Here is a 24,645-nt window from a genome sequence, read left to right on the forward strand (position 1 = left end):
GCGTCAGCTTGCCTTGTATTGCCATCGATAAGGGTGACTGTCCAACTGAATTCTCCTGCGTGAAGTTGCGGCTATTATAGGAGGGCGAAAAGCGAAGTAAAGTTAATTATTCCGGGGTTCAGGTTGATTTAATTTTCGTTGCGATTTGGTTGATAAAGCGCGCGGGAATAAGGTGCGTCAGATTAATCCGACCGCGTTACGCCCTCTTGCTTATAACTGAAGCGCACCGCTTAGAACCTTACGGCATATGCATAGCCATAAATTGACTATTCTTCACTGTAGCGCTCTCGTAAACTCGCGTTACTTTTTTAAGGCAAGGAAACAACATGAAAAAAATTATTCCCTCACTGCTGGCGCTGTCGCTGGTAGCCGCCTTCTCTGCGCAGGCCGCCACGCCGAAAGATACGCTGGTGATTGCGCAGTCTACGGATGATGCGGACAGCTTTGATCCGGCCCAGGGCTTTGAACTGACCACGGTGCAAGCGTTCACTAACATTTATCAGCGCCTGGTGCAGTCCGATCCGGCCAATCCGACCGATCTCAAGCCAACGCTGGCGACGTCGTGGCAGCCGGGCAGCGATAACCGCAGCCTGACGTTTGCGCTGCGCAAAGACGCGAAATTCGCCAGCGGTAACCCGCTGCGCCCGGAAGATGTCATTTTCTCGCTGGGCCGCGTGGTGAAACTCAACCTCGATCCGTCCTTTATTCTGACCCAGCTCGGCTGGAACAAAGACAACGTCGACAGCTTCCTGAAAAAGGTCGATGAAGACCACGTACAGATTAGCTGGAGCGCCAACGTCAGCCCGGCCTACGTGCTGAGCCTGCTGTCCGCGCCGGTCTCCTCGATCGTTGATGAAAAAACCGCGCAGGCCAACGCCAAAAACGGTGATTTCGGCCACGCGTGGCTCGGCACCCACTCGGCCGGCAGCGGCCCGTTCCAGATTCGCAAAGTGGTGCTGCATGAAGCGATACTGCTCAGCGCCAACCCGACCTCACCGGCCGGTGCACCGAAGCTGAAAAACATTCTGATCAAAAACGTGCCGGAGCCGGCAGCGCGCCGTCTGCTGCTGGAACAGGGCGATGTCGATATCGCGCGTAACCTCGGTGCTGACCAGATCGCTGCGCTGAAGGGCAAAGCCGGCGTGAAGACCGAAGCGATTCCGATGGCGTCGCTCTACTACATTCAGTTCAACGTCGGCGCCAGTCCAGTACTGAAGAACCCGGCGCTGTGGGAAGCGGCACGTTACCTGTTCGACTATAAAGGTATCGCCAATGACCTGCTGAAAGGCCAGTTTGAAGTGCACCAGACCTTCCTGCCGAAGGGTTTCCTCGGTGCGCTGAACGACACGCCTTACAGCTACGATCCGGAGAAAGCCAAAGCGATTCTGCAGAAGGCCGGCCTGACCAACGTCAGCTTTAAGCTCTCCACCAGCAATCAGCCGCCGTACCTTGATATCGCGCAGGCACTGCAGGGCAGCTTCGCCAAAGGCGGCGTGAAGGTGGAAGTGCAGCCGGGCTTGAGCTCAGAAGTCTCCACCCGCGTGAAGGCGCATCAGTATGAAGCTACGCTCAACGCCTGGGGCGCGGATTACTTCGACCCGAACACCAACGCCGCGTCCTTCGCATACAACCCGGAAGATGGCAGCAAAACCATTGCTTATCGTTCAGACTGGCACATCCCGGAGCTGAGCAAACAGACGCTGGCGGCGACGGCCGAAGCCGACAGCAACAAGCGCGTTGCGCTTTATCAGGCGATGCAGCGCGAAGTGCTGAAGAACTCGCCGTACGTGATTGGCCTGCAGGCGCGTAACCTGATTGCGCTGCGCGACAATCTGCAGGGCTATGTGCAGGGGATCAACCCGGACATGGTGTATTACGCGCAGGTTTCGAAGTAATGGCAGCGTCAGCGTCATCGGCCGGGTTCGCCCGGCCACTCTGGCAGCGCTTCAGCCGCCTCGTCACCAGCCTGCTGTCGCTGCTGGTGACGCTGGTGGGTTTGTTAGCGTTTACTTTCATGCTGTCGCACCTGTCGCCAGTCGACCCGGTGCAGCAAATCGCCGGCGATCACGCCAGCGAAGCCACCTATGCTCAGGTGCGTCACGACCTTGGGCTGGATCAGCCGGTACTGGTACAGTTCTGGCGTTATATCAGCCATCTGGCGCAGGGCAATCTCGGCCTGTCGCACCTGACCAATCAGCCGGTCAGCGCCGACCTGATGCGCACCTTCCCCGCCACGCTTGAGCTGGCGACCTGTTCGATGATTTTCGCTGCGGTGTTCGGCGTGACGCTCGCGCTGCTGGCGGCGTGGAAACCGGGCAGCGTCATCGATAACGTGGCGCGCTTTATCTCGCTGCTGGGCTACTCGGTGCCGGTGTTCTGGCTCGGCCTGCTGGGCCTGCTGCTGTTCTACGCCGTGCTGCACTGGTCCGCCGGTCCGGGCCAGCTGGATGATATCTGGATTTATACCCTCGAACCGAAGACCGGCTTTGTACTGATTGATAGCTGGCTCTCCGGCGATGCGGAAATGTTCCGTAACGCGATTGCCCATCTGTGGCTGCCGGTGGTGATTCTCGGCCTGCTGGCGATGGCAGGCATTACGCGCCTGCTGCGCGCGGCACTGCTGGAAGAGAGCAGCAAAGAGTATGTGGTGCTGGCGCGCGCCAAAGGCGCTGGACGGGCGCGCATTCTGCTGCGTCATATTTTCCCCAACGTGCTGGGCACGCTGATCACCGTTATCGCCCTCTCCTACGCTACGCTGCTGGAAGGGTCCGTGCTGACGGAAACCGTATTCGCCTGGCCGGGCGTCGGTCGCTATATGACCAACGCGCTGTTTTCCGCGGATGTTCCGGCGATTCTCGGCGCTACGTTGCTGATTGGCAGCTGCTTTATCCTGCTCAATGCCGTGGCCGACGCCCTCACCTGGTTAACCGATCCGAGAACCCGATGACTCAACAACTTCATGAACTGGAAACCGTGCGCCCGCGCCGGCGCCGGGCGCGTATCACTTCGCTGACCATCGGCCTGACGCTGGTGATCGTGCTGGTGGCCATGGCGCTGCTGGCGCCGCTGCTGGCGCCGTTTGATCCTAACGCGCAGGTGATTGAACAGCGTCTGCTGGCACCGTCGGCGCTGCACTGGTTCGGCACCGACGGCTTCGGGCGCGATTTATTGTCGCGCGTGATTTACGGCGCACGTCCGACGCTGCTGCTGGTGTCGCTGATACTGGTGCTGACCATCCCGGTTGGCCTGTTAGTCGGCATCACCGCCGGCTACGTCGGCGGCTGGACCGAACGCGTGCTGATGCGCATCACCGATATTTTTCTGTCGCTGCCCAACCTGGTGATTGCGCTGGCGCTGGTGGCAATGCTGGGTCCGGGCCTGATGAACGGCGCACTGGCGCTGGCGCTCACCAGCTGGCCGCCGTTTGCCCGGCAGGCACGCGCGGAAACCCTGGCATTGCGCCGCAGCGATTACCTCGCCGCCGCGCGCATGCAGGGTATTACTGGCCTGCGCCTGATGTTTGGCCACATTCTGCCGCTCTGCCTGCCGACCGCCGTGGTGCGTGCCGCGCTGAGCCTCGGCGGGATTATTCTTTCTGCCGCCGGGCTGGGCTTCCTCGGTATGGGCGTGCAGCCGCCAACCGCCGAATGGGGCTCGATGGTAGCAGAAGGCAGTAAAGTGATTTTCGACCAATGGTGGGTGGCGGCAGCGCCCGGCGCAGCCATTCTGTTCGCCAGCCTGGCGTTTAACCTGACAGGCGACGGCCTGCGTGACCGACTGGATACCCGCCATGCCAAATGATCTGTTAATTGATGCGCAGGGGCTGACGATTCGCAGCCACGACGCGCTGCTGGTGGATAACATCAGCTTTACCCTTGGCCGCGAACGCGTGGCTCTGGTCGGTGAATCCGGCTCGGGCAAATCCCTGACCGCGCGTGCGCTGATGGGCCTGCTGTCGCCCGCGCTGCAGCTGCAGGCTGACCGGCTGCAGGTGGCGGGCGCAGACGCCCTGCACCTGCGCGAGCGCGACTGGATTGGCCTGCGCGGCGGCAAAGTGGCGATGGTCATGCAGGATCCGAAATACGCGCTCAACCCGACGCGCACCATTGGCTGGCAGGTTGAAGAGCCGCTGGTGCTGCACCGCAAGCTGAGCCGCGCCGAGCGTAAAGAGAAAGTGTGCGAGATGCTGGACGCGGTGGGCCTGCCCGATCCGCGCCAGCTGATGAAGCGCTATCCGCATCAGCTCTCCGGCGGCATGGGCCAGCGCGTGATGCTGGCGATCGCGCTGATTACCGATCCCGATCTGCTGATTGCCGATGAGCCCACCTCGGCGCTCGATCACGCCATGCGCGATCAGGTGCTGGCGCTGATTCGTCGTCTGGTGGAGCAGCGCAATATGGGCCTGCTGCTGATCAGTCACGATCTGCAACAGGTTTCCGAGCACTGTCAGCGGGTGATGGTGATGTACAAAGGCCGCCTGCTGGACACGCTGCCGGCGGCGCAGCTGTCAGACGCCAGCCATCCTTATACCCGCACGCTGTGGGCCTGCCGTCCGGGTAAAGCCACGCACGGCGAACGCCTGCCGGTGCTGGATCGCGCGGCGCTGGAGAAAATGCATGATTGAATTAGCCAACCTGAGCGTCTCGCACAAACAGGGTTATGAACTGCGCACCGTGGTGCACGATGTGAACCTGCAGGTGGCGGCCGGCGAGTGCTTCGGCCTGGTAGGGCCTTCCGGCTGCGGTAAATCGTCGCTGCTGTGGGTAATGGCCGGACTGAATCCGCACTGGCGCGGTCAGATGACGCTGGCAAACACCGCCGTACAGCCGGGCAAACCCTTTACCGGCCAGCTGCGGCGTGATGTGCAGATGGTGTTTCAGGATCCCTACGCTTCGCTGCATCCGCGCCACCGGCTGCGCCGCACGCTGGCGGAACCGCTTAAGCTGCTGCGACGCGATAACATCGACGATCGCATCAACGCGGGCTTCCGCCATGTCGGGCTGGATCCGGCGCTGGCGGATCGCTATCCGCATCAGCTGTCCGGCGGACAGCGTCAGCGCGTGGCCATCGTGCGCGCCCTGCTGCTGGAGCCTAAGATCCTGCTGCTGGATGAGCCGACGTCGGCGCTGGATATGTCGGTGCAGGCCGAGATCCTGAATCTGCTTAACGATCTCAAACAGAATGATGGCCTGACCATGGTGCTGGTCAGCCACGATCCTGACGTGATCGATCATATGTGCGATCGCGCCGCGCGCATGGCGCAGGGCCGGATTGTTGGTTAGCATGGCATGAGCGCAACGCGGCGCGGTTTATCCCGAAGGCAGATTGCGCCGCTGCCCAACAGCCATTCAGTCATCTAAAGGAACACCGTATGACGGTAAAATTACGTCCGCTGGAGCGGGAAGATCTGCACTTTGTCCATCAGCTGGATAACAATGCCAGCGTAATGCGCTACTGGTTTGAAGAGCCGTACGAAGCGTTTGTGGAGCTTTCTGACCTGTATGATAAGCACATCCACGATCAGACCGAGCGGCGCTTTGTGGTGGAACACGACGGGCAAAAAGCCGGGCTGGTGGAGCTGGTGGAGATCAACCACGTGCATCGCCGGGCGGAGTTTCAGATCATCATCGACCCGGCGCATCAGGGCAAGGGCTTAGCCAGCAGAGCGGCAAAGCTGGCGATGGATTACGGCTTTTCGGTGCTCAATCTCTACAAGCTGTATCTGATTGTCGATCAGGAGAACGAGAAGGCGATTCATATCTACACCAAGCTCGGTTTCGAGGTGGAAGGCGTGCTGAAGCACGAGTTTTTCATTAACGGCGAGTACCGCAACACTATCCGCATGTGCATTTTTCAGCAGCAGTACCTGGCGCAGCATAAATCCGGTAATGCGATGGTGAAACCTACCGCGCAATAAGTCAGTGCCCGTCATGAAACGGTGCGCCTGAAGGCGCACCCTACGAAAAACGGTGAAACGCACCACGTGAGTGTGGTTCAGGTCTGTAGGGTCGCCATTCATGGCGACCAGGCATCATGACAGCGCGTTATCCGCCGCGCGCGCCGACCACGTTGAGATGCGGCTGCGGGTGCGCTGGCTTCAGGTCATACATACCGCCATAAAACGGATCGACCACCAGCCAGCCGGGGAAACCGAGCAGCGGAATATTGCCCAGCACGTACCACAGGTTGGCGCTGGCTTCGATGGGCAGCGTCAGCGGCACGTAGCCCGGACTCTCCAGCATCACCTGATAATGTTTCTTACCGAAATAGGTGCCATTGGATTTCGCCAGATCCACCGTCTGCGGCGTATAGCCCTGCGCCACCGCGCGGCCGGTTTCATCCTGCACGGTGAAACGCGCGCCCTGCGGCACAGAGTCAATTTTTACCGGTTGCGTTTCGGTGCCGACAATGGTGGCACAGCCGCTCAGCAGCAGCGCACAGGCGGGAAGAAGATGTCGCAGGTTCATAGCAGGTCCGCTTCAGAATCAGAAAGGACAGTCTAAACTGCCCTCTCTGCCTTTTCACCCGCCTCAATCGCGCTATCAGTGGCGCTTTTCTGCGCTTTATTACGGTTGACAACAGGCGGCAATCGCCGCGATATCCTGTGGCGTGGTGCGACAGCAGCCGCCTATCAGCCGTGCGCCCGCCTGTTGCCATTCGGGGAATTTATCGTGCAGCGTGCAGCCAGACGGCGCCGAGTGCCAGCTTTTGCTGACCGCATCATACTGCTCGCCGGAGTTAGGATAGACCAGCAGCGGCTTGTCCGTCAGCGTCTGTAGTGTTTGCAGCGCCGGCGTCACGCTCTCCAGCGCTACGCAGTTGAGGCCGACAGCGACCACCTGCGGCGCGGCATTGATGACTTCCGCCACCTTGCTCAGCGGCGTGCCGTCACTCAGGTGTTGCGCATCGCGCAGCGTGAAGGAGAACCACGCGCTGCTGTGCGGGAACTCCGCCAGCAGGCTAATCAGCGCCTGAATTTCACCAAACGACGGCAGCGTTTCACACGCCAGCAAATCCACGCCCGCCTCCAGCAGCGCCGCCACGCGCGGACGGTGGAAATCCTTCATTTCAGCAGCCGGTAAGGCGTAGTCGCCGCGATATTCCGCGCCGTTGGCCAGATAAGCGCCATAAGGACCGACCGATCCGGCCACCAGCAGCGGTGCCTCGCTGCCAGAAGCAACACGGTAATCGTCGCGCGCGCGCTGGGCCAGCGTCACGCTCTGGCGAATCAGCGCGCTGGCCTGGCCGCTATCCAGTCCGCGGGCGGCGAAGCCCAGCGGCGTCGCCTGATAGCTGGCGGTGATCGCCACATTAGCGCCGGCAGCAAAATAGTCATAGTGCACCTGATAAATCAGCTCGGGATTTTCCATCAGCACTTTGGCCGACCACAGCGTATCGGCCAGATTGCAGCCTCGCGCTTCCAGCTCTGTCGCCAGCGCGCCATCCAGAATCAGGGTATCAGTGTGAGTCAGGGCCGCAGCGATGGGGTTACGCGACATCATCGGTCTCCTTAGCGTTGAAAGCGTGTTGGCGTTTTTGCGTCAGATAATAAGCAGCGTAGCAGAACAGTACAAAAGGAATGCCGCACCATAGCGCGATGCGCTGTGACGGGTCAAAGGCCAGCCCGATGCACGCCAGCAGACACAGGGTAAATCCGAGGATCGGCACCAGCGGATAGAACGGCGCGCGGTACGCCAGCTGCTGCGGCGCATTGCCCGCCTGCAGATAGCGACGACGGAACATGTAGTGTGAGGCGCAAATGCTCAGCCACACCGCCACCACGGCAAAGCCGGAAATCGCTGACAGTGCCACAAACACCGTATCCGGGGCGATCACGCTGGAAAACAGCGCCAGCAGGCCGCCGAGCATACTCACGGTGATGGCCAGCTGCGGAATGCCGCGCCGGTTGACCCGGGCAAAGCAGCGCGGCAGCGTGTTTTCATTGGCCAGCGACCACAGCATCCGTCCCGAGGCGTACAGTCCGGAATTCGCCGCTGACAGGATCGCGGTGAGGATCACGAAGTTGAAAATATCCGCCGCGTACGGGATGCCGATCTTTTCGAACACCAGTACGAACGGACTTTTAACGATGCCCGCCTGCTCCATCGGGATCAGCGCGGCCAGCACAAACACCGTGCCGATAAAGAAGATGATCAGGCGCGCCACGGTGGTGCGAATCGCCAGCGGCAGCGCTTTCTGCGGCTGCTCGGTTTCACCCGCCGCAATGCCGATCAGCTCGGTCCCGGAGAAGGCAAAATTCACCGCCACCATGGTCATCAGAATCGGCAGCGTACCGTGCGGCAGCCAGCCGGAAGCCGTCAGGTTATGTAATCCCGGCGCCGCGCTGCCGTCTTTCATCGGGATGAACCCCAGCATCGCCGCCGCGCCCAGCACGATAAAGGCAATGATGGTGATCACTTTGATGATGGAGAACCAGAACTCTCCTTCGGCAAAGAAGCGCGTCGAGATACTATTCAGCAGATAGATGGCGACACAGAACACCAGGCACCACAGCCACACCGGCACCGTCGGGAACCAGTACTGCATGCAGAAACCGGCGGCGGTGAGGCTGGAGCCGAGCGCCACCGTCCAGGTGAGCCAGTAGAGCCAGGCCACGGTGTAACCGGTCGCCGGACTGAGGTAGCGCGCGGCGTAGACGTGAAACGCGCCGGTTTCCGGCATCGCTACCGCCAGCTCGCCAAGACACACCATCACCAGCCATACCACCAGCGCACCAATCAGATAGGCCAGCAGCGTGCCCGCTGCGCCGGTGGTGGAGATGATGTAGCCGGTGTTGAAAAACAGCCCGGTACCAATCACGCCGCCGAGCGACAGCATCACCAGATGCCGCACCTTCATGCTGCGCTTGAAGTTTGCCTGCGAAGGCGTCGGTTCAGTTTGCATTCTTTATATCCATATGGACGTCTAAACTTCTATATGGACACAGAGTTATACGCATCCGCGCGGCAATTTGCAACGTGGGAAAGGGTAAGGATTGGGAAAGCGTGTGCGGCCCCGCCGCGACGGGGCACACCAGTCAGGCGCCGAAGACGCCCTGCAGATAACGCTCAAGCGCCATGCGCGAGCTAAAACCGTGGGGAATACCGTAGTGTTCCTGCGAATCCCCCATCAGGTAGAGAGGGAACTGCGTGTAGTGGTCGCAGGTTTTCATCTCTGATGCGGGTTCAGCGAAGTGCTGACTTTTTTCTTTCAGGGTGGGATGAATGATCAACGCTGTGCGCCCCATGCGGGCTTCGCGATTCACATAGACATAGTTTTCGCCACGGCGATAACCATAAGTTTTGGGTGTCAGGACGTCCATTTCGAATCCTGCTTTTTCCAGTACGCGCGCTACCTCATCCGGACGTAAATACATGCTTGCTCCTCTCTTCTCACAGCCCCGCAACCTTACATCAGCACGACAGCACAGGACATTCGGAATTTCCCTAAAGCCTGGCACACGGCTGCGTTTAGTCACGTTTCGTCTACACTTAGTATTACGTTTTAAGTCAAAGGGAGCGAAAAATGTTTAATCGAACCAGCAAAAACGATGACATTGATATCAATCAGGATGTAAACGAACTGGCCGATTCGCTGGAAGCCTTACTGAAATCTTACGGCAGCGAAGCCAAAGATGAAGTGGATAGCGCACGCAGCCAGGCGCAGGCCCTGCTGAAACAGACGCGCGCTAAACTCAACGGCAGTGGCAACCGCGTGACTCAGGCCGCGCGCGATGCGGGTTATCAGGTGGATGCCTACGTGCATGACAAACCGTGGTACGGCGTGGGCGTCGGTGCCGCCGTCGGTCTGGTGCTGGGCGCGCTGCTGATGTCACGCCGCTAAATCGCTAAAAATCATCAGGAGCCTCGCGTATGCGGGGCTTTTTTTTGCGCGTCACTCCGCATTAGCGCGCCGATCTGGCGGCTGTCAGGCTGGTTAAAATTGCCGCAAAACCCTTTACAAAAATTTTTTCCCTGCGCCAGGGCGCATCATCGCTGGCATTCGCCCTAATCTGACTACTTAAATCACAAAACCCTATATCTGGTGGGCTTGACCACCAATACCACTACATCTAGTATTCAACACATCAACTCGCTACCAGATGTCAGCAGGGACGACGTTCGCAGCAAAAGGGTTTTTGCTTCGTATCTCGCAACCTGACCACAACCAGAGGGAAATACGAATCATGCGCATTATTATTTACACCAAGAGCCAGTGTGTCCAGTGTGACGCCACCAAAAATGCCATGGATCGCAGTGGCATCGACTACCAGCTGATTAATCTCGATAGCCAACCGGAAGCCATCGATCAGCTCAAATCGCTTGGCTATCGCCAGGTGCCCGTGGTGATGACGCACAACGATCACTGGAGCGGCTTCCGTCCCGACAAAATCGCCGGCCTGCGCCAGCTCGCTGCCGTCGGGGGATAAAGCGATGTTTCCACTGGTCTATTTTTCCAGCCAGTCGGAAAACACGCACCGGTTTATCACCCGTCTCGGCCTGCCTGCGCGGCGTATTCCGCTCGACGCCACGCAGCGCCTGCACATCGACCAGCCCTACATTTTAGTGGTGCCGAGCTACGGCGGCGGCAGCGCGCGTGGAGCAGTCCCGAAACAGGTGATTCAGTTCCTTAATGATGACGCCAACCGGCGCGGTATTCGCGGTGTGATTGCTGCGGGCAATCGCAACTTTGGCGCGGGCTTCTGCCTGGCGGGCGACATCATTGCGCAGAAATGTCAGGTTCCTTATCTCTACCGCTTTGAGCTGATGGGAACCGCCGACGATATTGCCCATGTTAAAGCGGGAGTGACCCAATTTTGGCAACGACAGACACCCTGAACAGCACACAGCTGGACTACCACGCGCTCAACGCGATGCTGAACCTGTATGACGCCGATGGCCGCATCCAGTTCAGCAAAGATCATGAAGCCACACGCCAGTTCTTCCTGCAGCACGTCCAGCCCAACAGCGTGCCATTCGACTCGCACGGCGAGCGTCTGCGCTATCTGGTGGCCGAAGGCTATTATGAAGCCGGGGTGCTGAACCAGTACGATTTCGCCTTCCTGTGCCAGCTGCACGAAGAGGCTGACGCCTGGGGCTTCCGTTTTCACACCTTCCTCGGTGCGTGGAAGTTTTATACCAGCTACACGCTAAAAACCTTCGACGGCAAACGCTATCTGGAAACCTTTGAGCAGCGCGCCTGCATGGTGGCGCTGACGCTGGCGCGCGGCAATGAAACGCTGGCGCGGGAACTGCTGGCCGAGATGCTGAGCGGTCGCTTCCAGCCGGCTACGCCGACCTTCCTCAACTGCGGTAAACAGCAGCGCGGCGAGCTGGTCTCCTGCTTCCTGCTGCGCATTGAAGACAATATGGAGTCGATTGGCCGCGCGGTGAATTCGGCGCTGCAGTTGTCGAAGCGCGGTGGCGGCGTGGCGTTTCTGCTCTCCAACCTGCGTGAATCCGGCGCGCCGATCAAGCGCATTGAAAATCAGTCGTCCGGCGTAATTCCGGTGATGAAGATGCTGGAAGATGCATTCTCCTACGCCAATCAGCTTGGTGCGCGTCAGGGCGCGGGCGCGGTGTGGCTGAATGCGCACCATCCGGATATCCTGCGCTTCCTCGATACCAAACGTGAAAACGCTGACGAGAAGATCCGCATCAAAACGCTGTCGCTCGGCGTGGTGATTCCGGATATCACCTTCCAGCTGGCCAAAGAGAACCGCGATATGGCGCTGTTTTCGCCTTACGACGTTGAGCGTATTTACGGCAAGGCGTTTGCTGATATCAGTATCAGCGAGCACTACGAGGCGATGCTGGCCGACGATCGCATTCGCAAAACCTTCATTAAGCCGCGCGACTTCTTCCAGACGCTGGCGGAAATTCAGTTTGAGTCCGGCTATCCCTACATCATGTATGAGGACAGCGTGAACCGCAGCAACCCGATTGCCGGTCGCATCAACATGAGTAACCTGTGTTCGGAGATCCTGCAGGTTAACAGCGCCAGCGAGTATCACGACGACCTGAGCTATCGCCGCGTCGGCAAAGATATCTCCTGTAACCTCGGCTCCCTGAATATCGCCCACGCCATGGACTCGCGTAATCTGGCGCAAACCGTGGAAGTGGCGGTGCGCGCGCTGACGGCGGTTTCCGAGATGAGTGACATCACCTCCGTGCCGTCGGTGGCGGAAGGCAATCGCCGTTCACACGCTATCGGTCTAGGGCAGATGAACCTGCACGGCTATCTGGCGCGTGAGGGTATGGCTTACGGTTCGCCAGAGGCGCTGGATTTCACCAACCTCTATTTCTACTGCGTGACGTATCACGCCCTGCGCACCTCCAACCTGCTGGCGCAGGAGCGCGGCACGAGCTTTGACGGCTTTGCGCAGTCGCAGTACGCCAGCGGTGCCTATTTCGATAAATATACCCAACACAGCTGGCAGCCGCGCACTGCCCGGGTGGCGCAGATTTTTGCCGATGCCGGCATCGCCCTGCCCGACCAGGCGGACTGGCAGGCGCTGCGTGCGTCGGTGATGCAGCACGGTTTGTATAACCAGAACCTGCAGGCGATTCCGCCGACCGGTTCCATCTCTTACATCAACCACGCCACGTCGAGCATCCACCCGATTGTGTCGCGCATTGAGATCCGTAAAGAGGGCAAAACCGGCCGCGTGTATTACCCGGCTCCGTTTATGACCAATGACAACCTTGAGCTGTATCAGGATGCTTACCAGATTGGTCCCGAAGCGATTATTGATACTTACGCCGAAGCCACCCGGCACGTCGATCAGGGACTGTCGCTGACGCTGTTTTTCCGCGATGACGTCACGACGCGCGATATCAACAAAGCGCAGATCTACGCCTGGAAGAAAGGCATCAAAACCCTCTATTACATTCGACTGCGTCAGATGGCGCTACAAGGCACGGAGGTACAGGGCTGCGTTTCCTGTGCACTGTGATGATGACTATGCAACTTAAACAGATTCAGGCGATTAACTGGAACCGCATCCAGGACGAGAAAGATCTCGAAGTGTGGAACCGCCTTACCAGCAACTTCTGGCTGCCGGAGAAGGTGCCGCTGTCCAACGATCTGCCAGCATGGCAGTCGCTCGACCCGCAGCAGCAGCAGCTGACGATTCGGGTGTTTACCGGTCTGACGCTGCTCGACACCATCCAGAACGTCATTGGCGCACCAGGACTGATGGAAGATGCGCTGACGCCGCACGAAGAGGCGGTGCTGTCGAACATCAGCTTTATGGAAGCGGTTCACGCGCGCTCTTACAGTTCGATCTTCTCCACGCTGTGTAACACCGCCGACGTGGATGCCGCCTACCGCTGGAGTGAGGAGAATGCCGCCCTGCAGAACAAGGCGAAAATCGTGCTGGATCACTACCGCGCCAGCGATCCGCTGAAGAAGAAAATCGCCAGCGTCTTTCTGGAGTCGTTCCTGTTTTACTCCGGCTTCTGGCTGCCGATGTACTGGTCAAGCCGCGGCAAGCTGACCAATACCGCCGATCTGATTCGGCTGATTATCCGTGATGAAGCGGTACACGGTTATTACATCGGCTATAAGTACCAGAAAGCGCTGGAAACCGTTGACGACGCGCGCCGCGCTGAGCTGCAACAGTTCGCCATCGATTTACTGCTGGCGCTGTATGAAAACGAGGTGGTGTACACCGAAGCGCTGTATGCCGACGTGGGCTGGGCCGAAGAGGTGAAAACCTTCCTGCATTACAATGCCAACAAGGCGCTGATGAACCTGGGTTACGAAGCGCTGTTCCCGGCTGAGCTGACGGCGGTGAATCCGGCGATTCTGTCGGCGCTGTCGCCCAACGCCGATGAAAACCACGATTTCTTTTCGGGTTCCGGTTCATCCTATGTGATGGGCAAAGCGGTTGAAACCGAAGACGAGGACTGGAATTTTTAGTCGCGTGCGGTGCGCGGTAAAGGGTGCGCATTTGCACTGTAAGCGGTGCGCATCAATGCGCACCCTACGGTTGGGTTAATCATGCCCTACGGCAGTTATGTTGATGCATCAGTAGGGTCGGCATTTATGCCGACCGGAACCCGCCCCAGCGGTTAGGTTGATGATACATCCACAGGGTCGGCATTCATGCCGACCAGGTTAATTTCATGCCGATTCCACCTCGCTCCGACCATTCATTTTCCTCTCCAGCATTCTCGCCGTCCCCCCGAAATAAGGTTAATTCCGCGCGTGATTATTTTACTTATTTAGCGCCATTCATCGCCGGAATATTTCGCCTGACTAAGCGTGATTTATCCGCCTTCCGGCAATAATTCTGGCCGAAACCGGTTTAATTTCACAAAAAATTCAGAAAAAATTTATCCCGTCTCATCCCTTGCAGGCACTGGAATTAGCCACTGTCGCGCCATACGTGTCACACCAGATATTTCCGTTAAGGGTTGTCAGATAATCTCACTATGCTACGGTATAGGCGCTTAAATTTACGCAGGGTACAACAAGAAATAGTCAGACATTTAACCAGGAATTTCATTACTGCATGGCAATTAAACTCGAAGTAAAGAATTTATATAAGGTATTTGGCGATCATCCCGAAAAGGCATTTAAGCTGATTGAAAAAGGCGAGAGTAAAGAGAGTATTCTGGCGAAAACCGGCCTCTCACTCGGCGTCAAAAATGCCAGTCTGGCCATTGAAGAAGGCGAGATCTTTGTCATTATGGGGCTGTCCGGCTCCGGCAAGTCCACTATGGTTCGCCTTCTCAATCGTCTGATCGAGCCGACACGCGGCCAGGTGATTATTGATGGCATCAATATTGCCAAAATATCCGACGCAGAATTGCGTGATGTGCGCAGAAATAAAATCAGCATGGTATTCCAGTCATTCGCACTGATGCCGCACATGACGGTGCTAAATAACACCGCGTTCGGCATGGAATTAGCTGGCGTGGCGCTGCAGGAGCGGCAGGAAAAAGCGCTCGATGCGCTGCGTCAGGTCGGGCTGGAAAATTATGCTCACGCCTGGCCCGATGAACTCTCCGGCGGAATGCGTCAGCGTGTTGGATTAGCCCGTGCGCTGGCGATTAATCCGGATATATTGCTAATGGACGAAGCCTTTTCCGCACTTGATCCATTAATTCGCACGGAAATGCAGGATGAACTGGTAAAACTGCAGGCGAAACATCAGCGCACCATCGTGTTTATTTCCCACGATCTGGATGAAGCGATGCGTATTGGCGACCGCATCGCCATCATGCAGGGCGGCGAAGTGGTGCAGGTCGGCACGCCGGATGAAATCCTCAATAATCCGGCCAACGATTATGTGCGCACCTTCTTCCGCGGCGTGGATATCAGTCACGTCTTCAGCGCCAAAGATATCGCCCGCCGCAGCGCCGGCGCGCTGATTCGTAAGGCCGCCGGTTTCGGTCCGCGTTCGGCGATCAAACTGCTGCAGGATGAAGACCGCGAATATGGCTACGTGCTGGAGAAACAGAAATTCATCGGCGTCGTCTCCACTGACTCGCTGAAAGCGGCACTCGCCGCCGGTGAAGGGCTGGATAACGCCCTGCTCGACGCACCGCTGGCGGTTCCTGCCGATACCTCGCTCAACGATTTGCTCTCTCACGTCGCGCAGGCCCCCTGTGCGGTGCCGGTGATCGGCGAAGATCAGCAGTACGTCGGTATCATTTCCAAAAGCACGCTGTTACGCGCTTTAGATCGTGAAGGAGCCCAGCCATGAGTGCACAAAACGCCAATCCATGGGAAAGCGCCAGCCAGACCAGCGCACCACCCGCCACCAGCAACGCCGCCGCAGCCAGCAGCGATCCGTGGTCCGCGACAGGCAGCAGCACACCGGCTGACAGCAGCGCCAGCGCCGCCGATGCCTGGGGCAACGCCGCCGGCAGTACATCGGATGCTGCCAGCAGTGGTGGACACGATGCCGTCAGCAGCAGCGACTGGCTGAGCAGCGCACCGGCCGCAGCGCCGGAGCACTTCAGTTTGCTGGATCCGTTCCACACCACGCTGATTCCGCTGGATCGCTGGGTCACCGAAGGCATCGACTGGGTGGTTACCCACTTCCGTCCGCTGTTTCAGGGCATTCGCGTGCCGGTGGATTATATCCTCAGCGCCTTCCAGCAACTGCTGATGGGACTGCCTGCGCCGGTAGCGATCATCGTGTTCGCACTGATTGCCTGGCAGATTGCCAGCCCGGCGATGGGCCTCGCCACGCTAATATCGCTGGTGCTGATTGGCATGATCGGTGCCTGGTCCCAGGCGATGGTGACGCTGGCGCTGGTGCTCACCGCCCTGCTGTTCTGCGTACTGATTGGCCTGCCGCTTGGCATCTGGCTGGCGCGCAGTGAGCGCGCGGCGCGCATCATACGGCCCCTGCTGGATGCAATGCAAACCACGCCGGCGTTCGTCTATCTGGTGCCCATCGTCATGCTGTTTGGTATCGGCAACGTGCCGGGCGTAGTGGTGACGATTATCTTTGCCCTGCCGCCGGTGGTACGTCTCACCATACTCGGCATCAAGCAGGTGCCGGCTGACCTGATCGAAGCCAGTGAATCTTTCGGTGCCAGCCCGCGCCAGATGCTGTTCAAGGTCCAGCTGCCGCTGGCGATGCCGACCATTATGGCTGGCGTCAATCAGACGCTGATGCTGGCGCTGTCGATGGTGGTCATCGCCTCGATGATTGCCGTTGGCGGTCTGGGCCAGATGGTGCTACGCGGTATTGGTCGCCTCGATATGGGCCTTGCCAGCGTGGGCGGCGTCGGTATCGTGATCCTCGCTATCATTCTCGACCGCCTGACGCAGTCAGTAGGTCGCGACAGCCGCAGCCGTGGCAGCCGCCACTGGTACAGCAGCGGGCCGCTGGGTTTGTTGCTGCGTCCATTCAGTAAAAAAGCCTGATTTCTTTGGGCGGCCCGCTGCGGTCGCCCGTCTCCGACGTCACACGTAAAATAAGGAATGACTATGCGCAAGACAGCTCTATTCGCCGCCGTCCTGACCACGGTTGCCGCGACGCACGTGTCCGCCGCCGACCTTCCGGGCAAAGGCATTACCGTTAAACCGGCTCAGAGTACCATTTCCGAAGAGACCTTCCAGACGCTGCTGGTGAGCCGCGCGCTGGAGAAGCTGGGCTACACCGTTGAGAAGCCGAGTGAAGTGGATTACAACGTGGCTTACACCACCATTGCCGGCGGTGATGCCACGTTTATCGCCACCAACTGGCAACCGCTGCATGACGACATGTATAAAGCCGCCGGCGGTGATAATAAATTTTATCGCCAGGGCACCTACGTCAGCGGTGCCGCGCAGGGTTACCTGATCGACAAGAAAACCGCCGATCAGTACCACATCACCAACATCGAGCAGCTGAAGGATCCGAAGCTGGCCAAACTGTTTGATACCAATGGCGATGGCAAAGCAGACCTGACCGGCTGTACGCCAGGCTGGGGATGTGAAGCGGTGATTAACCATCAGATCGAGGCCTACAAACTGAGCGATACCGTGGTACACAACCAGGGTAACTACTCGGCGATGATTGCCGACACCATTACGCGCTTCAAACAGGGTAAACCGATTCTCTATTACACCTGGACGCCATACTGGGTCAGCGACGTGCTGAAGCCAGGCAAAGATGTGGTGTGGTTACAGGTACCGTTCTCCTCACTGCCAGGCGCGCAGAGCAAAGTGGATACCAGACTGGCTAACGGCGCCAACTATGGCTTCCCGGTGAACACCATGCATATCGTGGCCAACAAAGCCTGGGCGGAGAAGAATCCGGCGGCGGCAAAACTGTTTGCTGAAATGAAGCTGCCGATTGGCGACATCAATGCCGAGAACGCCGCAATGCATGCCGGTCACGCCTCAGAAGCGGACATCAACGGCCACGTTGACGGCTGGATCAAAGCTCATCAGGCGGAATTTGATAAATGGGTCAGCGACGCCATGGCGGCGGCGAAATAAGCCCACGCGGCACCTCGTCTCAGCCACGTGGTGCCGCCATTTTCCGCCCTCCCGCCCCGTCAGTAAGCGAAGCGTGCGCTATAGCGCACTGGTACGTCCTGTTAATTAACACAACATTGAAATAATTTTTTGGGTTACTATTACCCACATATGATTATTTACCCGCTTTTCCCACCAGCTATGACTCCTTTCCGCCGCCTGCATCGGGTCTGTCGCGCCAGGATGAGTCTGCGTTATCGATGGCATTCACCCTGCCACGTGCCGGTTATACGGCAGACGACGAACGGAATTCATCACGCCGCTGATGCTGGCGCGTTACCCGGACTAACCGGTGCCTTGTCGATTAACCCATTGATTTACTCCAGCAAAGCTGGCCGGGAAAAGTGTTTAGAAAACGTAAAGATCAATGCAAAGTGGTGAGCGATACTGTTCATTAATGATTGGCTTTGTTATGGTTAGCCACACAGTTATTCACCTAAGTTATTTTTACTCGCGAAATTATTCAATCCATTGAAGGTTTCGCTTAGCGAATTGATGACGATGGCGGCTTTGCCTGCAAAGCGGCTGGTCAGGGCGCAGAGCCCAGGGTTATGGACCGACCTGGAACGCCAGGTGCTGACAGTGTGACGGTGCAAACAATCACAGGCGGAAAATATGACTACGCTTAATCTGTCACCCTCATTATTATATTTGTTGCAACTAAGAGGTTTTTAATGGAAAGCTCGTTTACTCCCATTGAGCAGATGCTAAACATCCGTGCTAATCGCCACAAAGATTTTCCGCTGCAGGAGATCATCCTGACCCGTCTGTGCATGCACATGCAGGGTAAGCTGCTGGATAATCGCAACAAAATGTTGAAGGCGCAGGGAATTAACGAAACTTTATTCATGGCGCTGATTACGCTGGACGCGCAGGAAAACCAGAGCATTCAGCCTTCTGAGCTGAGCTCGGCGCTGGGTTCTTCCCGCACCAACGCGACGCGCATCGCTGATGAACTGGAAAAGCGCGGCTGGATCGAGCGTCGTGAGAGCGACAACGATCGCCGTTGCCTGCACCTGCACCTGACGGAAAAAGGTAACGAATTCTTACGTCAGCTGCTGCCACCACAGCATCAGAGCCTGCAGTATCTGTGGTCTTCGCTGACCGATACCGAGCAGGAGCAGCTGGAAGCCATCACGCGTAAGTTACTTAACCGTCTCGATAAAATGGACGAAGATCAGGTTATCGCTTCCCTGTCGCGTTAATAGCAAGAACTGCGACACAATCACCCACCGAAATCGCTATTTTAATCCCCTTTTATCCGGCCAGCGTTGCAAACGCTGGCTTTTTCGACTCGGGCGACCGTGTTGATGGATCAACACATCCCGACTAAATGGCAAACGTGGAGAACGACATGAGTGCGACAGCGGAAGCTCAAAGCCCGCAACAGCCCGCGAACAAAAAGAAGAAGCGCAAAGGTGCGCTGATCCTGCTGGCTATCGTGTTTATCGTGATTGGTGTGTGTTATCTGGCTTACTGGTATCTGGTGCTGCGCCACTTCCAGGAAACCGATGACGCCTACGTGGCAGGCAACCAGGTGCAGGTGATGGCCCAGGTTTCCGGCAGCGTGAATAAAGTGTGGTTCGAGGATACGGATCGGGTGAAAAAAGGCGACATTCTGGTGTCGCTGGATAAAACTGATGCGCAGCAGGCATTCGAGAAAGCGCAGACCGCGCTGGCCACCAGCGTGCGCCAGACGCACCAGCTGATGATCAACGGCAAACAGTATCAGGCCACCATCAAGCTGCAACAGACCGCGCTGGATCAGGCCGAATCCGACCTGAAACGTCGCGAGCCGCTCGGTGCCGCCAATCTGATTGGTCGCGAAGAGCTGCAGCACGCGCGTGATGCCGTGGCCACGGCGAAAGCCCAGCTGGACGTGGCGATTCAGCAGTACAACGCGAACCAGGCGATGATTCTGAATACCGACCTCGAAAATCAGCCGGCGGTAAAACAGAGCGCTGCTGAGCTGCGCGATGCCTGGCTGGCGCTGCAGCGCACCGACATCCGCAGCCCGATGGACGGCTATGTCTCGCGTCGCAGCGTGCAGGTCGGTTCACAGATCTCCACCAGCACACCGCTGCTGGCGGTGGTGCCGGCCACCAACCTGTGGGTTGACGCCAACTTTAAAGAGACGCAGCTGGCAGGCGTGCGCATCGGTCAGCCCGCCACGGTAATCAGTGATATCTACGGCGATGATGTGGAGTATCACGGCAAAGTGGTTGGTCTGGATATGGGCACCGGTAGCGCCTTCTCGCTGCTGCCAGCGCAGAACGCCACCGGTAACTGGATCAAAGTGGTACAGCGCCTGCCGGTGCGTATCGAACTCGATCCGCAGCAAGTGGCGCAACATCCGCTGCGTATCGGTCTCTCCACGCTGGTGAAAGTAGATACCCAGAACAAAGATGGCGCCGCGCTGGCCAGCAATGTCCGCACCCAGGCCGCGTATGAAAGTAACGCGCTGGCAATCGACCTTGCGCCGGTTAACCAGCTGATCGCTGACATTGTCCGTGCCAACGCGCAATAACCTCGCGGGAGGCTGTTATGGCACAAAAGCCGCTTGAAGGTGCGCCGTTAGTTCTGATGACCATCGCCCTGTCGCTGGCGACGTTCATGCAGGTACTCGACTCCACCATCGCTAACGTGGCGATCCCAACCATCGCCGGTAACCTCGGGGCGTCCAACTCGCAGGGCACCTGGGTGATCACCTCGTTCGGGGTGGCGAATGCCATCTCGATCCCGATCACCGGCTGGCTGGCAAAGCGCGTCGGTGAAGTGAAGCTGTTCACCTGGTCGACCATTCTGTTCGCGCTGGCCTCATGGGCGTGCGGCATGTCCGAAAGCCTGGAAATGCTGATCTTCTTCCGCGTGATTCAGGGCGTAGTGGCCGGTCCGCTGATTCCGCTGTCGCAAAGTTTGCTGCTGAACAACTACCCGCCGGCCAAGCGCAGCGTGGCGCTGTCGCTGTGGGCGATGACGGTGATCGTTGCGCCGATCTGCGGTCCGATTCTCGGTGGCTGGATCAGCGACAACTATCACTGGGGCTGGATCTTCTTCATCAACGTGCCGATTGGCGTGGTGGTGGTGATGCTGACGCTGCAAACCCTGCGCGGGCGCGAAACCAAAACTGAGATCCGCCCGATCGATATGGTCGGTCTGGTGCTGCTGGTGGTGGGGATTGGTTCTCTGCAGGTGATGCTTGATCGCGGTAAAGAACTCGACTGGTTTGGCTCAACCGAAATCATCGTGCTGACGGTGGTCGCGGTGGTGTCGCTGGCCGTGCTGCTGGTGTGGGAGCTGACCGACGATCACCCGATTGTCGATTTGTCGCTATTTAAGAAGCGAAATTTCACCATCGGCTGTCTGTCGATCAGTCTGGCTTACATGCTGTACTTCGGCTCGATCGTCCTGCTGCCGCAGCTGCTCCAGGAGGTATACGGCTATACCGCCACCTGGGCAGGGCTGGCATCGGCGCCGGTGGGGATCATTCCGGTGATTCTGTCGCCGATCATTGGTCGCTTCGCCCATAAGCTCGATATGCGGCGGCTGGTAACCTTTAGTTTTATCATGTACGCGGTGTGCTTCTACTGGCGTGCGTATACGTTTGAGCCGGGGATGGATTTCGGTGCCTCCGCGTGGCCGCAGTTTATCCAGGGGTTCGCGGTAGCCTGCTTCTTTATGCCACTGACCACCATTACGCTGTCCGGCTTGCCGCCAGAGCGTATGGCGGCGGCCTCCAGCCTGTCGAACTTTGTGCGTACGCTGGCGGGTTCAATCGGAACGTCGATCACCACCACCATGTGGACAGACCGCGAATCGATGCACCACAGCTACCTGTCGGAATCGGTTAATCCATTCAATCCGAATTCGCAGCAAATGTATGACCAGCTGCAAAGCATGGGCATGACGCAGCAGCAGGCGTCGGCTTATATCGCCCAGCAAATTACTAATCAGGGCCTGATTATCTCGGCTAACGAGATCTTCTGGGCATCGGCGGGGGTGTTTTTGGTCCTGCTGGTTCTGGTGTGGTTTGCCCGTCCGCCGTTTGGCGCAGGCGGTGGCGGCGGTGGCGCGCACTGAGTGACAGAAACAAAAACGGGCCACAGCGGCCCGTTTTTTTATTTATGCGTTCTGACGCCACCACTCGGCGAGCAGGATACCGGTCGCGACCGAGACGTTGAGGCTTTCAACGTTGCCGGTACCGCCAATCGACAGGCTGATATCGCCCTGCTGGAATGCGCTGTCTGACAGACCTTCACGCTCCTGACCCAGCACCAGTACCATTTTGGCTGGCAGCGCCGCCTGCGCCAGTGGCGTACCGGTGTGGCTGGATGTGGTCACGATGGTGTAACCGGCTTTGCGGAATGCTTCCAGACCCGCAGCAAAGCTTTCACCGCTGATCGCCTGGACGTGCTCTGCACCACCTTCAGCCGTGCGGACTGCGGCACCCGACTCCAGCAGCGAGGCATCATTGACCAGCAAACCTTTGACGCCAAAGTGCGCGCAGCTGCGCATGATACCGCCAAGGTTGTGCGGGTTGCTGACATCTTCCAGCGCCAGTACGCAGTCTTTGCTCTGCGCCTGCTGCAGCCATTCCGCCACCGGCATGCCCATGCGCTTCTTAATAATGAAGCACACGCCGCCGTGGTGTTCAGTTCCGGACGCTTTCGCCAGCTCGGCGTCGTCCACCACGTGATAGGCTTTGCGGTTTGCTGCCAGCCAGCGCAGGGTTTCGCGGAAGCGCGGCGTGACGCTTTGCACGAACCAGGCACGGACGATGCTTTCGGGACGGCTCTGGAACAGCGCCTGGCAGGCGTTTTCGCCATACACGCGCGTCTCTTCCTGACGCTGACGGCGAATCAGTTCCGGGTCGATAACCGGCTTGCTGCTGGCCGCTTCGTCACCCGCATCCGCTTCAGCGGCGACTGGCGGACGTGACACGGTGCGCCACGGTGAATCACTGAAGCCGCGATCGTCCCGATCGCTGCGGCGACCGCGCGCGCTATCGTCACGCGGACCACGCGAACGCCCGGCATCATCGCCACGGGCGGTGCGCGGACGACCGCTCTCTTCATTATTACGGGTGCTGCGAGGACCAGAGCGACGATTCTCTTCCTGGCGCGCAGCAGGACGGCCGCCTTTGCCGGTACGGGGATTTGGCTTCTGACCGCCCTCCTCATCACGTACGTACATCACTTTTACCTTGCCGCTTTTGCCTTTAAATTCGTCGTTCATCTGTTCCTCCAGCATTGAGAGCGCGAAGATTACCTGATGTGTCGGCGCTTAGCTATCAACTATTGAACCTATTGCTTAATCCAGATTGAGCATAGCATTCAACCTTTTCATAATGTTCACCAATCCTAAGATTTACAGGTCCGGTTTGAGGTGACGATGAATACTGTATGTGCCTCCTGTCAGGCAACTAACCGCGTTCCCGAGGAACGTCTGGCCGACGGAGCCAAATGCGGTCGCTGCGGCGATGCGCTGTTTAGCGGTGAAGTGGTGAATGCCACGGCGGCCACGCTGGATAAATACCTGCAGGACGATCTGCCGGTCGTGGTCGACTTCTGGGCGCCATGGTGCGGCCCGTGCGTGAACTTCGCGCCGGTGTTTAAAGACGTCGCCGACGAGCGGCGCGGCAAAGTGCGCTTCGTGAAAGTGAACACTGAGGCGGAACCTGCACTCAGCACGCGTTTTCGCATCCGCAGCATCCCAACCATTATGCTGTTCAAAAACGGTGAGATGGTGGACATGCTGAACGGTGCGATGCCGAAAGCGCCGTTCAACGAATGGCTCGACGAATCACTCTAATCCCCCAAGGCCAGCCACGCGCTGGCCTTGTTTTTGCCCTTCTATTACACTGGCGTTTTTCCCTGTCCGCGATGCTATGTCTGAAAATGCCGTCCTGCGCCTGCGTGCGCAGCGTTTAGCGCGTGCCACGCGCCCGTTTCTCGCCCGAGGCAACCGCGTGCTGCGCTGTCAGCGCTGCCTGCTGCCGCATAAAAACTGTCTGTGCGCGACCCTGCAGCCGCAACAGGCGCGCAGCCGGTTTTGCCTGGTGATGTTTGATACTGAACCAATGAAACCCAGTAATACCGGCCGGCTGATTGCCGACATTCTGCCGGAAACCCAGGCCTTTGGCTGGTCGCGCACCGAGCCCGACGCCGCGCTGCTGGCGGCAGTGCAGACGGCGGATTATCAGCCGATGGTGGTTTTTCCCGGTGCCTACGCCGATGCCGATCGCCAGGTGCTGACCACGCCACCCACCGGCGGCAAGCCCCCGCTGTTTATTATGCTCGACGGTACCTGGACCGAAGCGCGCAAAATGTTCCGCAAAAGTCCGTGGCTGGATAGCTTTCCGGTGATGTCACTGGATGTGGCGACACCGTCGCGCTACACGCTGCGCGAAGCTCATGCGCCGGGCCAGCACTGCACCGCCGAAGTGGCCGCCGCGCTGCTGGAACAGGCAGGTGATGTCCCGGCGGCGCAGGCGTTGCAGCAGCACTTTGAACGCTTTCGTCAGGCCTATCTGGCTGGCAAACCCCACCATCCGATACACGCACAAACAGACAATTTCTGAAGCTGGCTCGCAGCCTGACATCGACAAATCGGCAACCGGCGTAAAAGCGTTTACAATCATGCCAATCCCGAGAGCAG

24 protein-coding genes are annotated in these 24,645 nt (G+C 58.3%); 19 read left to right on the forward strand and 5 right to left on the reverse strand.

Annotated elements, in window-relative coordinates:
- Positions 1-326: 326 nt before the first annotated feature.
- From F3I21_RS10010 to speG, 6 genes are all read left to right on the forward strand, one after another.
- Positions 327-1,895, forward strand: a complete 1,569-nt coding sequence (locus tag F3I21_RS10010; protein WP_150058790.1) for an ABC transporter substrate-binding protein — start codon at positions 327-329, stop codon at positions 1,893-1,895.
- A complete protein-coding gene (locus F3I21_RS10015) occupies positions 1,895-2,947 on the forward strand; it encodes an ABC transporter permease (RefSeq protein ID WP_021506482.1) in 1,053 nt (350 codons plus the stop codon). The genes F3I21_RS10010 and F3I21_RS10015 overlap by 1 nt, the downstream gene beginning before the upstream one ends.
- A complete protein-coding gene (locus tag F3I21_RS10020) occupies positions 2,944-3,801 on the forward strand; it encodes an ABC transporter permease (RefSeq protein WP_031279350.1) in 858 nt (285 codons plus the stop codon). Before F3I21_RS10015 ends, F3I21_RS10020 begins: the two co-directional genes overlap by 4 nt.
- The gene (locus F3I21_RS10025) at positions 3,791-4,624 is read left to right on the forward strand and encodes an ABC transporter ATP-binding protein (protein ID WP_058781693.1); all 834 of its coding nucleotides are present in this window, start codon (positions 3,791-3,793) and stop codon (positions 4,622-4,624) included. The genes F3I21_RS10020 and F3I21_RS10025 overlap by 11 nt, the downstream gene beginning before the upstream one ends.
- Positions 4,617-5,282, forward strand: coding sequence for an ABC transporter ATP-binding protein (locus F3I21_RS10030; protein ID WP_021506479.1), 666 nt, complete (start codon positions 4,617-4,619; stop codon positions 5,280-5,282). Before F3I21_RS10025 ends, F3I21_RS10030 begins: the two co-directional genes overlap by 8 nt.
- An 89-nt stretch (positions 5,283-5,371) precedes the next feature.
- Positions 5,372-5,917, forward strand: a complete 546-nt coding sequence (speG, locus tag F3I21_RS10035; RefSeq protein WP_021506478.1) for a spermidine N1-acetyltransferase — start codon at positions 5,372-5,374, stop codon at positions 5,915-5,917.
- Positions 5,918-6,044: 127 nt separating this feature from the next.
- On the opposite strand, the gene F3I21_RS10040 is transcribed toward speG, so the two are convergent.
- The 4 genes from F3I21_RS10040 to F3I21_RS10055 form a co-directional block, all read right to left on the reverse strand.
- The gene (locus F3I21_RS10040; protein ID WP_058758247.1) at positions 6,045-6,467 is read right to left on the reverse strand and encodes a hypothetical protein; all 423 of its coding nucleotides are present in this window, start codon (positions 6,465-6,467) and stop codon (positions 6,045-6,047) included.
- Positions 6,468-6,566: 99 nt separating this feature from the next.
- A complete protein-coding gene (gene mmuM, locus F3I21_RS10045) occupies positions 6,567-7,499 on the reverse strand; it encodes a homocysteine S-methyltransferase (protein ID WP_150058808.1) in 933 nt (310 codons plus the stop codon).
- On the reverse strand, positions 7,489-8,904 hold the full coding sequence (gene mmuP / locus F3I21_RS10050) for an S-methylmethionine permease (protein ID WP_150058791.1): 1,416 nt from the start codon (positions 8,902-8,904) through the stop codon (positions 7,489-7,491). The genes mmuM and mmuP overlap by 11 nt, the downstream gene beginning before the upstream one ends.
- A 133-nt stretch (positions 8,905-9,037) precedes the next feature.
- Complete coding sequence (locus F3I21_RS10055) at positions 9,038-9,376, reverse strand: DUF2002 family protein (RefSeq protein WP_021506475.1); 339 nt, start codon at positions 9,374-9,376, stop codon at positions 9,038-9,040.
- A gap of 149 nt (positions 9,377-9,525) precedes the next feature.
- On the opposite strand from F3I21_RS10055, the gene F3I21_RS10060 reads away from it, so the two are divergent.
- The 11 genes from F3I21_RS10060 (at position 9,526) to emrB (ending at position 22,068) form a co-directional block, all read left to right on the forward strand.
- Positions 9,526-9,843 carry a DUF883 family protein gene (locus F3I21_RS10060; RefSeq protein ID WP_021506474.1) on the forward strand — a complete coding sequence of 106 codons (318 nt, stop codon included), beginning with the start codon at positions 9,526-9,528 and terminating at the stop codon, positions 9,841-9,843.
- Positions 9,844-10,186: 343 nt separating this feature from the next.
- A complete protein-coding gene (gene nrdH, locus F3I21_RS10065; RefSeq protein ID WP_021506473.1) occupies positions 10,187-10,429 on the forward strand; it encodes a glutaredoxin-like protein NrdH in 243 nt (80 codons plus the stop codon).
- Positions 10,430-10,433: 4 nt separating this feature from the next.
- On the forward strand, positions 10,434-10,838 hold the full coding sequence (gene nrdI, locus F3I21_RS10070; RefSeq protein ID WP_021506472.1) for a class Ib ribonucleoside-diphosphate reductase assembly flavoprotein NrdI: 405 nt from the start codon (positions 10,434-10,436) through the stop codon (positions 10,836-10,838).
- Positions 10,817-12,955, forward strand: a complete 2,139-nt coding sequence (gene nrdE, locus F3I21_RS10075) for a class 1b ribonucleoside-diphosphate reductase subunit alpha (protein WP_021506471.1) — start codon at positions 10,817-10,819, stop codon at positions 12,953-12,955. Before nrdI ends, nrdE begins: the two co-directional genes overlap by 22 nt.
- Positions 12,956-12,963: 8 nt before the next feature.
- Positions 12,964-13,923, forward strand: coding sequence for a class 1b ribonucleoside-diphosphate reductase subunit beta (nrdF, locus tag F3I21_RS10080; protein ID WP_031279347.1), 960 nt, complete (start codon positions 12,964-12,966; stop codon positions 13,921-13,923).
- 595 nt (positions 13,924-14,518) lie between these two features.
- Positions 14,519-15,715 carry a glycine betaine/L-proline ABC transporter ATP-binding protein ProV gene (gene proV, locus F3I21_RS10085; RefSeq protein ID WP_150058792.1) on the forward strand — a complete coding sequence of 399 codons (1,197 nt, stop codon included), beginning with the start codon at positions 14,519-14,521 and terminating at the stop codon, positions 15,713-15,715.
- The gene (gene proW / locus F3I21_RS10090) at positions 15,712-16,890 is read left to right on the forward strand and encodes a glycine betaine/L-proline ABC transporter permease ProW (RefSeq protein ID WP_150058793.1); all 1,179 of its coding nucleotides are present in this window, start codon (positions 15,712-15,714) and stop codon (positions 16,888-16,890) included. Before proV ends, proW begins: the two co-directional genes overlap by 4 nt.
- 63 nt (positions 16,891-16,953) lie before the next feature.
- Positions 16,954-17,949, forward strand: coding sequence for a glycine betaine/L-proline ABC transporter substrate-binding protein ProX (gene proX, locus F3I21_RS10095; protein WP_058770893.1), 996 nt, complete (start codon positions 16,954-16,956; stop codon positions 17,947-17,949).
- 713 nt (positions 17,950-18,662) lie between these two features.
- Positions 18,663-19,193, forward strand: a complete 531-nt coding sequence (gene mprA, locus F3I21_RS10100) for a transcriptional repressor MprA (protein WP_021506466.1) — start codon at positions 18,663-18,665, stop codon at positions 19,191-19,193.
- 149 nt (positions 19,194-19,342) lie between these two features.
- Positions 19,343-20,515: a multidrug efflux MFS transporter periplasmic adaptor subunit EmrA gene (gene emrA / locus F3I21_RS10105; protein WP_058758239.1), complete on the forward strand. Its 1,173-nt coding sequence runs from the start codon at positions 19,343-19,345 to the stop codon at positions 20,513-20,515.
- 17 nt (positions 20,516-20,532) lie between these two features.
- Positions 20,533-22,068 (forward strand): multidrug efflux MFS transporter permease subunit EmrB, encoded by a 1,536-nt coding sequence (gene emrB, locus F3I21_RS10110; protein ID WP_021506464.1) that lies wholly within the window; start codon positions 20,533-20,535, stop codon positions 22,066-22,068.
- 42 nt (positions 22,069-22,110) lie between these two features.
- Here the strand turns inward: emrB and F3I21_RS10115 are convergent, their stop codons facing one another.
- Entirely contained in the window at positions 22,111-23,223 is a 1,113-nt protein-coding gene (locus tag F3I21_RS10115; RefSeq protein WP_150058794.1) for a tRNA/rRNA methyltransferase, read from the reverse strand.
- 156 nt (positions 23,224-23,379) lie between these two features.
- Here F3I21_RS10115 and trxC point away from each other — a divergent pair, with 156 nt between their 5' ends.
- On the forward strand, positions 23,380-23,799 hold the full coding sequence (trxC, locus tag F3I21_RS10120) for a thioredoxin TrxC (RefSeq protein WP_021313847.1): 420 nt from the start codon (positions 23,380-23,382) through the stop codon (positions 23,797-23,799).
- Between the two features lie 76 nt (positions 23,800-23,875).
- Positions 23,876-24,568, forward strand: a complete 693-nt coding sequence (locus tag F3I21_RS10125; protein ID WP_150058795.1) for a tRNA-uridine aminocarboxypropyltransferase — start codon at positions 23,876-23,878, stop codon at positions 24,566-24,568.
- Positions 24,569-24,645: the final 77 nt, after the last annotated feature.

The sequence above is a fragment of the Pantoea sp. B_9 genome (assembly GCF_008632015.1).
Classification (GTDB): domain Bacteria; phylum Pseudomonadota; class Gammaproteobacteria; order Enterobacterales; family Enterobacteriaceae; genus Pantoea; species Pantoea dispersa.